The sequence below is a fragment of the Roseateles sp. L2-2 genome, assembly GCF_050613215.1.
GTDB classification, from domain to species: Bacteria; Pseudomonadota; Gammaproteobacteria; order Burkholderiales; family Burkholderiaceae_C; genus Roseateles; species Roseateles noduli.
In genome coordinates this window covers 4741275-4753999 of the sequence record NZ_CP192509.1, presented here as the reverse complement: position 1 = coordinate 4753999, position 12725 = coordinate 4741275, and the positions used below count along the sequence as shown (strand labels likewise).

12 protein-coding genes are annotated in these 12725 nt (G+C 69.0%); 11 read left to right on the top strand and 1 reads right to left on the bottom strand.

Features of this window, described 5'->3' with window-relative positions:
• Position 1: 1 nt before the first annotated feature.
• From ACQZ13_RS21135 to ACQZ13_RS21085, 11 genes are all read left to right on the top strand, one after another.
• Positions 2–709, top strand: a complete 708-nt coding sequence (locus ACQZ13_RS21135) for a hypothetical protein (RefSeq protein ID WP_431047846.1) — start codon at positions 2–4, stop codon at positions 707–709.
• Between the two features lie 13 nt (positions 710–722).
• Positions 723–1934, top strand: a complete 1212-nt coding sequence (locus tag ACQZ13_RS21130; RefSeq protein ID WP_431047844.1) for a PepSY-associated TM helix domain-containing protein — start codon at positions 723–725, stop codon at positions 1932–1934.
• A gap of 266 nt (positions 1935–2200) precedes the next feature.
• Positions 2201–2521, top strand: coding sequence for a c-type cytochrome (locus tag ACQZ13_RS21125; RefSeq protein ID WP_431047842.1), 321 nt, complete (start codon positions 2201–2203; stop codon positions 2519–2521).
• A 2-nt stretch (positions 2522–2523) separates the two neighbouring features.
• On the top strand, positions 2524–2997 hold the full coding sequence (locus ACQZ13_RS21120; protein ID WP_431053324.1) for a (2Fe-2S)-binding protein: 474 nt from the start codon (positions 2524–2526) through the stop codon (positions 2995–2997).
• Positions 2994–5252 carry a molybdopterin cofactor-binding domain-containing protein gene (locus ACQZ13_RS21115; protein ID WP_431047840.1) on the top strand — a complete coding sequence of 753 codons (2259 nt, stop codon included), beginning with the start codon at positions 2994–2996 and terminating at the stop codon, positions 5250–5252. The genes ACQZ13_RS21120 and ACQZ13_RS21115 overlap by 4 nt, the downstream gene beginning before the upstream one ends.
• A gap of 81 nt (positions 5253–5333) precedes the next feature.
• Positions 5334–5918, top strand: coding sequence for a TetR/AcrR family transcriptional regulator (locus tag ACQZ13_RS21110; RefSeq protein ID WP_431047838.1), 585 nt, complete (start codon positions 5334–5336; stop codon positions 5916–5918).
• 143 nt (positions 5919–6061) lie between these two features.
• Complete coding sequence (locus tag ACQZ13_RS21105) at positions 6062–6811, top strand: SDR family NAD(P)-dependent oxidoreductase (protein WP_431047836.1); 750 nt, start codon at positions 6062–6064, stop codon at positions 6809–6811.
• A gap of 175 nt (positions 6812–6986) precedes the next feature.
• Positions 6987–7529, top strand: a complete 543-nt coding sequence (locus ACQZ13_RS21100; RefSeq protein ID WP_431047834.1) for a hypothetical protein — start codon at positions 6987–6989, stop codon at positions 7527–7529.
• An 82-nt stretch (positions 7530–7611) separates the two neighbouring features.
• Positions 7612–8709 carry a threonine aldolase family protein gene (locus ACQZ13_RS21095; protein WP_431047832.1) on the top strand — a complete coding sequence of 366 codons (1098 nt, stop codon included), beginning with the start codon at positions 7612–7614 and terminating at the stop codon, positions 8707–8709.
• 57 nt (positions 8710–8766) lie between these two features.
• Complete coding sequence (locus ACQZ13_RS21090; protein ID WP_431047830.1) at positions 8767–9009, top strand: hypothetical protein; 243 nt, start codon at positions 8767–8769, stop codon at positions 9007–9009.
• Between the two features lie 189 nt (positions 9010–9198).
• The gene (locus ACQZ13_RS21085) at positions 9199–10506 is read left to right on the top strand and encodes a cyanophycinase (RefSeq protein ID WP_431047828.1); all 1308 of its coding nucleotides are present in this window, start codon (positions 9199–9201) and stop codon (positions 10504–10506) included.
• Positions 10507–10773: 267 nt separating this feature from the next.
• On the opposite strand, the gene ACQZ13_RS21080 is transcribed toward ACQZ13_RS21085, so the two are convergent.
• Positions 10774–12648: a B12-binding domain-containing radical SAM protein gene (locus tag ACQZ13_RS21080; protein WP_431053322.1), complete on the bottom strand. Its 1875-nt coding sequence runs from the start codon at positions 12646–12648 to the stop codon at positions 10774–10776.
• Positions 12649–12725 lie beyond the last annotated feature (77 nt).

Genomic DNA, 12725 nt, shown 5'->3' with positions numbered 1-12725 from the left:
GATGAGCGCACGCCGGACATTCCTGGGAAGCCTGAGAAGCGCCGCGATGCTCGTGGCCATCGGACTCGGCGCGCCTTCGATCGCCTTCGCCGCCGGCGAGCGTGTCGTGCTCGTCGTGCAGAAGAGCGGCCCCAACCGCGCGGTCGACGACGCGGTGGCCAAGCGTCTGGGCGAACGCGGCTTCATCGTGCAGCTCGAGGATCAGAAGGCGTCGCCCACCGTGGCCGCGGAAGCGGCGCTGGTGGTGATCTCGTCGACGGTGTCGAGCAAGGACGTCGATCCGGCCTGGCGGCAGCTGCGCGTGCCGCTGCTGACCTGGGAGAACGACGTCCTCGACGACCTCGCCATGACGGGCAAGAAGCACGATGTGGACTTCGGCGCGGAGACGAAAGAGCGCTACCTGTGGATCGTCAACGCGCCGCATCCGATGGCGGGCGGCCTGCCGGCGGGCATCGCCAACGTCTACGTGAAGCAGGCCGGCATGGGCTGGGGCCGGCCGGGCCCGGGTGCGACGACGATCGCGACGATCTACGGCGAGCCGGGCAAGGCGGCGATCTTCGGCTACGAGCAGGGCGCGACCATGGATTACGAGTCCCTCGCGCCGGCGCGCCGCGTCATGGTGTTCCTCGACAATGACACCTTCACCAATCTCTCGGCCAGCGGGCTTGCGCTGTTCGACGCCGCCGTCGACTGGGCGGCAGGAAGATGACCCAAGGAAGGCGATGACCGCGCGCAAGTTCTGGACCCAGCTGCATTGGCTGCTAGGCATCACGGCGGGCTCGATCCTGCTGCTCATCGGGCTGACGGGCGCGACGCTCGCGTTCCGGCAGGAGATCACCGAGCTCATCAATCCCGGCGTGCTGAGGATAGAAGCGCCCGCGTACCGCCCCGCGACGCCGGACACCTTGCTGCAGGGCTTCGCGGCGGCGGAGCCTGAGCGACGCATCGCGACGCTCACGCTGTATGCGGAACCCGGTCGGACGCCGAAGGCGATCCTGGAGCCCGCGCCCGGCGAGCGGCGCGGCGACGTGATCTATCTGAACCCCGTCACCGGCGCGCCGCTGGCGGACGTGAAGGGCGCAGTGTTCTTCGAGGTCGCCGAGTCGCTGCACCGCTGGCTGCTGCTGCCGCGCGAGCCGGGGCGTGTCGTCACCGGCGTGTTGGCGATCGGGCTGCTGGTGCTGGCGCTGTCCGGGCTCTACCTGCGCTGGCCGCGCGACTGGAAGAGCGTCTCGGACTGGTGGCGCATCGACCGCAAGACGCGCGGTCGTGCCTTGCTGCGGCGGCTGCATCTGGTCGTCGGCACAGCGTGCCTGGCGGCTTATGTGCCGGTGACGTTGACGGGGATCTTCTGGGCCTTCGACGGCGTGCGGGATCCGGTGAGCGCGTGGCTCGGCGAGCCGCGGCCGCCGCGCGCACCGGCCAAGCCGATGGGCGAGAAGATGGCTGAGAAGAAGGCCGAGAAGCCTTCGGACGGCGCGCCCGTCGTCGCCATCGACACGGCGTGGCAGGCCTTCCAGCGCGCCGCGGTGCCGGGCGGCTGGAGCGAGGTGATCGTCCGCGTCCCGACGGGCGCGAAGGCGCCCATCCTTTTCACCTGGCTGGACACCTCGCCCGCGCATGAGCGCGCGCGCAACCGCACGACGATCAAGGCGCAGGGCGGCGAGATCGTCAAGGATGAGCGCTACAACGCCAAGCCCGCGGGTGGCCGCGCGCTCGCGGCGATCTATCCGTTGCACATGGGCACGCTGCTCGGCCTTCCCGGGCGCATCGCGATGTTCCTCGCGGCGCTGATGCTGCCGGCCTTCACCATCACCGGCTGGTGGCTGTACCTGGGCCGCAAGCGGCTGGAGCGGGAGGCGGCGATGAAGCGGCTGAGGAAGGCCGCGGGCGCTCACGTCCCGGTCGCCCCGGTGGTCTCGGCAGGCGACTAGCCCTGCCTGCGGCTCCGCGGCCGGCTCGGGACGCGCGTCCGATTGGCAAGCCTCGCTTGTCAATCCTTCAAGGCCGCGACGACTATCGGCTTTCCAATCGCTCTCCTAGAGTGCACCCCGGCGGCAGCGGCCTGCCGGGCGGTGCGGGGTGCGGGGCGCCCGCCGCCCAAAGCAGGCTTTCGCGCATTGTGGGCGGCTCCCGCCGCGCCTAGAGTGCCTGCACGGCGCGTACGCCGCTTCGAAAAGCCACTCCGGAGAAGCCATTCATGAGGAAGCTGTCTGCACTCGCGTGCTGCGCGTTGCTGGTCGCCGTGCCGGGTCTTGCCCTGGCCAATCCTGCGCTCGCGCAGAAGAAGAACTGCATGGCCTGCCACGCCGTCGACAAGCGGCTCGTGGGTCCCTCGTTCAAGGACATCGGGTCCAAGTACGCGAAGCAGGACGGCGCCGCGGCGGACCTCGCCACGCGCATCGTCAAGGGCAGCTCGGGCCGCTGGGGTCCCGTGCCCATGCCCGCCAATCCGCAGGTGAGCGCCGAGGACGCCCAGGCGCTCTCCGCCTGGATCCTGGAACAGGGAGGCAAGCCATGACCATGACCGAGTTGAACGTCAACAACCGCCAGTTGCGCGCGGAGGTCGACGGCGACACGCCGCTGCTGTGGGTGCTGCGCGAAGAGCTGCAGCTCACCGGCACGAAGTACGGCTGCGGCGTCGCGCAGTGCGGCGCCTGCACGGTGCACATGGACGGCGCGGCGCTGCGCTCGTGCGTGATGCCGGCCAGCGCGGTGCCGGCCACCGCGAAGATCGTGACGATCGAGGGTCTGGGGCAGACGCGGCTCAAGGTCGTTCAGGAAGCCTGGGCCGAACTGGACGTCGCGCAGTGCGGCTACTGTCAGCCCGGGATGATCATGGCCGCCGCCGCCCTGATCGCCCAGACGCCCGATCCCAGCGATGAAGACATCCGCACGGGCATCACCAACATCTGCCGCTGCGGGACCTACCCGCGCGTGCTGGCCGCGACCAAGCTGGCCGCCCAACGCCTGCGCGGCGCGGGAGCGCAGCGATGAGCGCCGCAAACACCCAGGCCGCCGCAACCGCCGACGCCACCGCGACGGGCGCGACGGGCGCGACCCGACGCCATTTCCTGAAAGCAACCGGCCTCGCGGCGGGTGGCCTCGCCCTCGAATTCACGCTGCCCATGTCCAGTGCGGTGGCGCAGACGCAAGCGCAGGCACCGACGCCGGGCGTTGCGCCGACGGGCGCAGCACCGGCCGGCGAAGTAACGGCGTGGCTGCTGATTCATCCCGATGAGTCCGTCATCATCCGCATCGCGCGGGCAGAGATGGGGCAGGGCACCTTGACCGGGCTCGCGCAGCTCGTGGCCGAGGAGCTCGAATGCAACTGGGCCAACGTCCGCTTCGAGCTGGTGAAGCCGGGCGCGAACCGGGCGCGTGCGCGCGTGTGGCGCGACATGGGCACGGGCGGCTCGCGCGGCATCCGCGGCTCGCAGGACTACGTGCGCAAGGCCGGCGCGGCCGCGCGGGCGATGCTGGTCAGCGCGGCCGCCCAGCAATGGGCCGTGGCCGTCGCCGAATGCACCGTGGACAGCGGCACCATCCGCCATGCGGCCTCCAAGCGCCAGACCACCTTCGGCGCCGTCGCCGCAGCGGCGAACAAGCTGCCGATCCCTGAGGACGTCGTCCTCAAGGATCCGTCGCAGTGGCGCATCGCCGGCAAGCCGCTGAAGCGGCTCGACACCGCCGACAAGCTCAACGGCTCGCTGGTCTACGGCATGGACCTGCGCCTGCCCGGGATGATCGTCGCGCTGCCCAAGGCCTGCCCGGTCCACGGCGGCACGCTGGTGAGCTTCGACAGGCAGGCCGTGCTGAAGATGCCCGGCGTGCGCGACGTGATCAAGGTCGACGACGCCACGATCGCCGTGCTCGCGGACCGCTTCTGGCAGGCCAAGCGCGCGCTCGACGCCTTGCCCGTCGTCTGGGACAAGGGACCGAACGCGTCGGTCAGCAGTGCCTCCATCGCCGCGATGATCAGCGAGGGCCTGCAAGGCGACACGCCCTTCGTCGGCAACCGGCAGGGCGATGCGAAGGCGCAGCTGCAGGGCGCGTCCCGCGTGATCGAGGCCGACTACGGCACGCCGTTCCAGAACCACGCGCCGATGGAGCCCCTGTCCGCGACGGTGCAATGGACCGCGCAGCGCTGCGACGTCTGGGCGCCGACGCAGGTCGCGGAGGCGGCGCTCGCGACGGTGGCCGATGCGGCGGGGCTCGACATCACCGCTTGCGAAGTCCATCCGATGCGCATCGGCGGGAGCTTCGGGCGGCGCCTCGCGACCGACTATCTGGCGATGGCGGTGCGCATCGCCAAGCAGCGCCCGGGCGTGCCGGTGAAGATGATGTGGACGCGTGAGGAGGACATGCTCCAGGGCCGCTTCCATCCGGTCACGCAGTGCCGCCTGCGCGCGACGCTCGACGGCCAGGGCCGCATCGGTGCGCTGCACATGCGCATCGCCGGTCAGTCGATCACGTCCTTCGTCAATCCGAAGGCGATCACCGCCAACGGCGACGCGACCGTCTTCCAGGGGCTGCTGGCCGACTCGCCCGAGGGGCACTTCGGCTACGAGGTGCCGCATCTGCTGATCGACCACGCGATGCGCAACCCGCATGTGCGTCCGGGCTACTGGCGCGGTGTGAACACCAACCAGAACGCGATCTACAGCGAGTGCTTCATCGACGAGCTCGCGCACGCCGCCGGCAAGGATCCCTTCGAGTTCCGCAAGCTGCACATGGCCAGGCGCCCGAAGCACCTCGCGGTGCTGGAGGCCGTGGCCGATCGCGCCGGCTGGAGCAAGCCCGCGCCCAAGGGCGTGTTCCGCGGCATCGCCCAGTACATGGGCTTCGGCAGCTATACGGCCGCCGTCGCGGAGGTTTCCGTCAAGGACGGGCAACTGAAGGTGCTGCGCATCGTCGCGGCCACCGACCCCGGTCATGTCGTCAATCCGCAGCAGGTGGAAGCGCAGGTGGCGGGCTCGTTCGTGTACGGGCTGGGTGCGGCGCTCTTCGGCGGCAACACCGTCAAGGACGGCGCCATCGCGGAGACCAACTTCGACACCTACGGCGTCCTGCGCCTGTACGACATGCCGGCGGTGGAGGTCATCGTCATGCCCTCGGGCGGCTTCTGGGGCGGCGTCGGTGAGCCCACCATCGCGGTGGCCGCGCCGGCCGTGCTCAACGCGGTGTTCGCGGCCACCGGCAAGCGGATCCGGCAACTGCCGCTGAAGGACAACGACCTGTCGAAGGCGTGATCCCCAACGCGCGGGGCGGGGAGACCGGATGAAAATTGCGGCTATTGACCGATCGGTCAAATACGCCGTAGCATCCGTCCCATGCCCCGCGAACGCCGCTTTTCCGAATCCGAAGTCCTGGAGCGTCTGACCGACGTCTTCGCCACGCACGGCTATGCGAGCACCAGCCTGGCGCTCCTGCAGGAGGCGACCGGGCTGGGCAAGCAGAGCCTGTACAACACCTTCGGCGACAAGCAGGCGATGTACCTGCAGGCGATCGACTGCGCGGTGCAGCGCGCCGCGAACACCGTCGCCGCCGTGCAGGCGGCCGAGACGGGCCGGGCGGCCATCGAGGTGTACTACGACGCGATGGTCGCGAGCTGCACCAGCGAGAACCCCGTCGAGAAGCATTGCATCGTCACCAGCGGCCTGCTGGAAGGGTTGTCCGACGCGCCGCTCGCCTGGGCGCTGACCAGCCGTTGGCAGGCCACGCACGAGCTGTTGCGCACCGCGGTCGAACGCGGCCAGCGCGACGGTTCCATCGTCAGTCCCACGCCCTCGGCGGAACTCGCCGAATTCCTGATCGCGCTGACCAGCGGGCTCCGCGTCGCCGCGCAGGCGGGGCGAAGTCGCGCGCAGATGGAGCGCTCCGTGGCGCTCGCGTTGGCGGTGCTCGATATGAGCTGACCGTCTCTTTCGCAGTCCTTGTCCCCGATGTCGCGCTGATGCCTCGCTGAGGCACGGCGGAGCCGTTCCCGATTCCCCCACCGGCCGCACGAGCGGCTTTTCTTTCCCCTTATTTTGACCGATCGGTCTATTTGGAGCCCATGATGAGCAAGTCCCTGGTTGGAAAAATCGCCCTGGTCACCGGCGCGTCGCGCGGCATCGGCGCCGCCATCGCGCAGCGTCTCGCCGCCGACGGCGCGGAGGTTGTGCTGCATTACGGCAGCGGGCGCGACGAAGTGGAAACGCTGGCCGCGGCCGTGCGTGCCGCCGGCGGTACCGCGCATGTGGTGCAGGCGGATCTGTCGGCCGTCGACGGCGGTCAGCAGCTGGTCCAACGCGTGACCGCGCTGGGGTTGCCGCGCATCGACATCCTGGTCAACAACGCCGGCATCGCCGTCTTCGCCGGACTCCTCGACACCAGCGTCGAAGACTTCGAGCGCCTCGTCAGCGTCAACATGCGCAGCCTGTTCCACGTCACCCAGGGCGTGGTGCCGGTCATGCCCGATGGCGGCCGCGTCATCAACATCGGCACGGCGGCGACGCGCATCGCCTTCCCGGGCATCACGGCCTATTCGGCGAGCAAGGGCTTCGTGGACGCGTTGAGCTTGCAGCTGGCGGCTGAACTCGGCCCGCGCAACATCACGGTCAACGTCGTCGCGCCCGGCGCCATCGACACCCGCATGAGCGCGTGGATCAACGAGCCGGGCGGCAAGGAGACGCTGGCGCAGGTGCAGGCGCTGCCGGGCGTCGGCAAGCCCGAGTTCATCGCGGGCGTGGTCGCGTTCCTGGCAGGGCCGGACGGTGCGTGGACCACCGGACAGATCGTGGACGCGAGCGGCGGCACGAAGCTGTAAACGACACCGCCTCCTTGCGCCGCGCGCATGGCAGCGTTGCGGCGCCAGCGCTTGTCCGAGGGCGGGCAGGTCCTGACACTGCGGATGCGCCGATGTCCCCTGGCATCGGCGCATTCGCCATTACTCGATCTCTCGATCTCTCGATCTCTCGACCACTGGAAGACTCATGCCCGGAATGAACAAGCCCTGGGACGCGTTGCGTCTGATCGCAGCGAGCCTCGCCTTGGCGAGCCTGCCGTTCGCGGCCGACGCTGCGCCGGCGGGCAGCGCATCGGTGGCGTCGAGCCAGCCCCTCAAGGACACCACCACCGTGAACGCCCCATCGACCGAAGACCTTGCCCTGATCCAGCAACTGCTGACGCAATACACCGGCAGCGTGACCGACGGCGATGCCCGTCGTTTCGAATCCCAGCTGCTGGACCTGAACATCCCGTTCTCCGGCGTCTCAAAGGACTTCGGCGCGTCCGCCGGTCTGGCGAACGTCCAGAACTACCAGGGCTTCAGGCAGGCGATCTTCGGCTCGGGCAGGCGCTACAAGCAGCGCTTCTCGAACGTGAAGATCGAGCAGGTCGGCCTGCTGGCGCAGGTCTCTCTGGACTACGAGACCGCGCTGCAGGAAGAGGACTACAGCGGCAAGGGCTGGAAGGTCCTCCACCTGCTGAAGGTGGGCGGTCACTGGAAGATCGCCAGCGAGTTCTACGTCGGCTATCCCAAGTGACACTGTCGCGCGACGGGGAGCTCGTGATTCAATCGCCACCCGATCGATCCTGATCGTTCCCCATCGCCACAAGCGACACACGATGACGCCAGCCGAGACTCAAGCCCTGAAGAACCGCTGTATCCGCTGGGTGTCGGGCTTCGCGCCGCGATCGTTCGCCGACGACCTGGAGTCCGTCGCGGCCTGGGCGCGGTCGAACGCGGTGTCCGCCGATGTCTACGGCGATGGCGGCGCGGTCGAACTGCTGGAGCAGCGCGTCGCCGGTCTGCTCGGGAAACCCGCTGCGGTGTTCATGCCCAGCGGCGTCATGGCGCAGTTGATCGCGTTGCGTCTGCACGCGGACGACAAGCGGCTGCCGCGCTTCGGCATGCATGCGACCTGCCATCTGGCGACGGAAGAGGAGCAGGCGTTCTCCCATGTGATGGGGCTGCATGCGACCTTCCTCGGACAGGCGCATCGGACGCTGAACCGGCGCGATCTGGAGCAGCCCGCGGAGGCCTTGTCGTCGGTGGTGCTCGAACTCCCGGCGCGCGTGATCGGTGGGCAGTCGCCCAGTTGGGACGAGCTGGGTGCGATCAAGGACTGGGCCGCCGAGACGGGCACGCGATTGCATCTCGACGGCGCGCGCCTGTGGGAGGCCGCGGCCTGGTACGGGAAGACCTACGCTGAAATCGCGGCCGGCGCCGGCACTGTCTATGTCTCGACCTACAAGGGCCTGGGCGGCTTTTCCGGCGCGCTGCTCGCGGGCGACGAGCGCGCCATGGCGCAGGCGCGCGTGTGGCGCCGACGCATGGGGGGGACGATCTTCCAACTGGCACCGCTAGCAGCGTCCGCGGCCTATCGCCTGGACGAGCGCCTGGCGCTGATGCCACGTCTGTTCGAGCGCACCGTCGCGGTGGTCGAGGCCTTGAGTCGGGTGAGCGGCATTCGCATCAATCCTGCTGCCCCGCACGCCAACATGTTCCACGTGCACATGGACGGCGAAGTGCAACGCCTCATCGACGCAAGGAACGCGATCGCGGAGAGCGACGGCCTCTGGCTGTTCAACGCGGCGCGGGCGACGGGCTCTCCTGGTCGTGCCGTGGCGGAAATCTACGTCGGCGACAACCTGCTCGCGATGAGCGACGAGGGGGTCGCCGAAGCGTTCGCGCGGTTGATCGCGTTCGCGAATCAGGAATGAGCGTCCTCGCCTGATCGATCCGATTGGGCCGCGAGACCGCGTAGCATCGCGGTCTCCATGAAACGCACTCTTTTCGGCCTCGCGCTCTCCGCGCTGGTCACACTCTTCTTCATCTGGCTCATCACCTTCGGCTTCGGCCAGCTGATGTCCTCCCTGCGCGGCTTGACGCAGCCCGGCGGCAAGGGCGGCAGCGCCGTGTCCATGCTGGTCGTCGGCCTGGCGGTCTTCGTGCCGCTGCTGATCTACCGCATTCGCAAGGCGCGGCAGAAGCAGCGCAAGAACAAAGCCGACCGCGCCTGATGCGCGCCTGATCCGCGTTTGATGCCGCCGAAGTCGGCTCGGCACCGTCGTGGTGAGACTACCGTGCGCTGTCCGCCCCGGTCGGCAGGCGGGCTTTCAGGGGAGGGCGCGTCAGATTCCCCATCCGCATCCCCAGGTTGAAGGCAGACCCTGCTTCACTTCTGGCACGCGATATGCAAGATAGGCGGCATGGACGCCTTCCGCCTGATCTCGTTCCGGATCCGCGCGCTGCTCGCCTTGGCGGCGCTGCTCGGTTCCGGCGCCGCCTCGGCCCAGACCGCCATCGTCATCGGTGGCGCCCTGCGCATGGACAACGATCCCGTCTGGACGCGCATCGTCCAGGAAGCCGGCGGACCCGGCAAGGCGCACTTCGCCGTGCTGGCCACGGCCGCGGCCAATCCTGAACTCTCCGCCAAGCTCATCATCGACGCGCTCAAGAAGCACGGCGCGCAGGCCGAGCACATCCCCGTCGCGCCGCGCCTCGAAGGCGCCGACCTGCAGAAGAACCTCAACGACCCCGAACTGATCGCGAAGGTCCGCGCGTCCAACGCGGTGTTCTTCTCCGGCGGCGCGCAGGGATTCATCGTCGATACGCTGCAGCCCGATGGAAAGCGCACCGCGATGCTCGATGCCATCTGGGATGTCTACCGCCGCGGCGGCGTCGTCGCGGGCACCAGTGCCGGCGCGGCCATCATGAGCCGAGTGATGTTCCGCGATGCGCTCAACGTCATGGAGGTCATGCGCGGCACGCTGCGCGAAGGCCAGGAGATCGACCGCGGCCTGGGCTTCGTCGGCGACGAGCTGTTCGTCGACCAGCACTTCCTCAAGCGCGGTCGCATCGGGCGCATGCTGCCGCTGATGATGGCCAAGGGGTATCGCTTCGGGCTCGGCGTCGAGGAGAACAGCGCCGCCGTCGTGCATGGCGATCGCATCGACGTCATCGGCGGGCGCGGGGCATTGTTCGTCGATCTGCGCGATGCGCGCAGCGATCCGTCGCTGGGCATGTTCAATGTCCGCGGCGCGCGGATCAGCTACCTCGACAACGGCGATCGTCATGATCTGCGGTCCGGCGTCACGATGCCGGCGCCGAGGAAGACCGCGGCCGGCGCGGCGGTGCCGGTCCTCGCCTCGACGCAGGGCGGGGCGGGGACTTCGCGCGGGCCGGTGGACAGCTTCCAGCCGGACATCCTCGGCGACAACCGCATTGTTCAGGCGATGACGGAGCTGCTGAGCTCACCCGCCGCCGAGGTGCGGGCGATGGCGGCGAGGATCCGGCCCGATGCCAAGGGCGATCGCGACCGCACGGGCTTCGTCTTCAGGCTCTATCGCGGTGCGGACACGCAGGGATGGATCGATGCCGACGGCGATGGACAGGACGTCACGCTGCTCGACGTGCGGCTGGACATCCGGCCGGTGAGGCTGCCTGATCCGGGCGCGGGGCCGACGACGAACGCGGTCCCGGCCGCCGGGATGATTGCCCCGGCGGGTCTGCGCTAGGCCACGGCCGCTGGCCCTCACCCCCGCCCTCTCCCGCAAGCGGGAGAGGGAGTGAGAATGCACCGAGCTGACCTGGAGAGTCCGTCGTTCCTCTTACTCCCTCTCCCGCTTGCGGGAGAGGGCAGGGGTGAGGGCCAGCAGCCTCTCGCAGTCAGCGGGTCCGGGGTCAGCGAGTGACGGTGGGGCCGGAATGGTGCTTGGGGTTCCCGGAGGGAGGCCCCATGCACCGTGGAGAGCCCGCGCTCATCCTCCCGGATGAAAGCGGCCTCACGCGTCCAGCGCTTCCGCGATGAAGTGCTTGGCCACCTTCGGCTTCGGCACCCGCACGCTGAACCAGCGTCGCACGTCCTGCTCCACGCCGATGCCGTGCATGAAGTTGTAGAGCGCCTTCTTGAGCGCGTCCCCCATGGCGTCGTGGTCCGTGCCGGTCGGGTCCACGAACCCGACGTCGTTCTTCGCGAACGGTGAGGGCGGCAGCGGCAGCAGTTCCACGCCGAACGCCTTCGGATCCTGTCCCACCGGCGAGTGCACCGTGCACGCGAATCGGTGGAAGAAGCCGCTCTGGATGCAGCCGTTCTCGAACAGCTGCCGCACGTATTCGAGCGCGTCGACCGTGTCCTGCACCGTCTGCGTCGGGAAGCCGTACATCAGGTAGGCGTGCACCAGGATGCCGGACTCGGTGAACGCACGCGTCACGCGCGCCACCTGCTCGACCGACACGCCTTTCTGCATCAGCTTCAACAGGCGATCCGACGCGACCTCCAGGCCGCCGCTGATCGCGATGCAGCCGCTGTCGGCCAGCAACTGGCAGAGCTCCGGGGTGAAGGTCTTCTCGAAGCGCACGTTGCCCCACCAGCTGATGGACACGCCGCGATCGATCAGCTCCTGCGCCAGCGCCTTCAGCACCTTGGGCGGCGCTGCTTCGTCGACGAAGTGGAAGCCGGTCTGGCCCGTCTCCGCCACGATCGCTTCGATGCGGTCCACCAGCGTCTTCGCCGACGCCGCCTCGTAGCGCGAGATGTAGTCCAGCGTGATGTCGCAGAAGCTGCACTTCTTCCAGTAGCACCCGTGCGCGATCGTCAGCTTGTTCCAGCGGCCGTCGCTCCACAGCCGGTTCATCGGGTTCAGCATGTCCAGCAGCGACAGGTAGTCGTGCAGCGGCAGGCCGTCCCAGGTCGGCGTGCCGACGTCCTCGAAGGGCACGTCGGGTTCGACGAAGTTGATGTAGCGGACCTGGCCGCTTTGTTCCCCTTCGTCCTCGCGGATGAAGCAGCGCACCAGCCGTTGTCGGCTGCGCTTGCCCGCGATGTGGTCGAGCAGCGCGAGCAGCGGACGTTCGCCCGCGTCCAGCGTCACGAAGTCCACGTAGTCGAACAGGCGCGGCTCGTTGAGCTCGCGCAGCTCGGTGTTCACGAAGCCGCCGCCGAACAGGATCCTGATGTGCGGCCGCTCGCGCTTGATCGTCTGGCCGATCCGCAGCGCCGCGTAGACCGCGCCGGGGAAGGGTGCCGACAGCAGCACCACGTCCGGTTGCTCCGCGTCGATCGCGGCGAGCGTGAGCTCGCGCAGCAGGTCGTCGACGAGGTTGGGCGGCGCGTTCAGCGCGTCGTGCAGCGGGTCGAAGGTCGGCTGGCTTGTCGCCAGTTGCTCGGCGTAGCGGACGAACTCGAAGCGCGGATCGACCGATTCGCGCAGCACGTCGGCCAGATCGTTCAGGTAGAGCGTCGCCAGGTGCCGCGCGCGGTCCTGCAGACCCAGCGCGCCGAAGGCCCAGGCCAGCGGATCCTCGCCTTCCTCGGCGACGTAGACCTCCAGGGTCTGGAAGCGCGCGCCCTCGGGCAGGAAGGTCCGCGTGTTGATGCGGTGCGCCAGTGTCGGGTCGCGCCCTTGCAGGAACGCGATCGCCGGCGTGATCGTGGCGAAGTAGCGGTCGAAGGACTCGTCGAAATGGCGCGACGCGATACCGCGGTCCGGCAACGGGATCGCCTGCACGGCGGCGCGCACGCGCTTCAGCCCGTCGCGGGAAAACAGCTTCAGCACCAGGCCCAGCGCCAGATCGCGCTGCGCCGCCTGGAATCCGCGCGAGCGCAGGAAACCCGTCAGGTAGGCCGTGGACGGGTAGGGCGTGTTGAGCTGCGTCATCGGGGGGATGAGCGACAGCACACGCAGGCTGGGCGCCGGGGAGATCGCAGCGGCAGGCGTGGCGATGGACGCGGCGG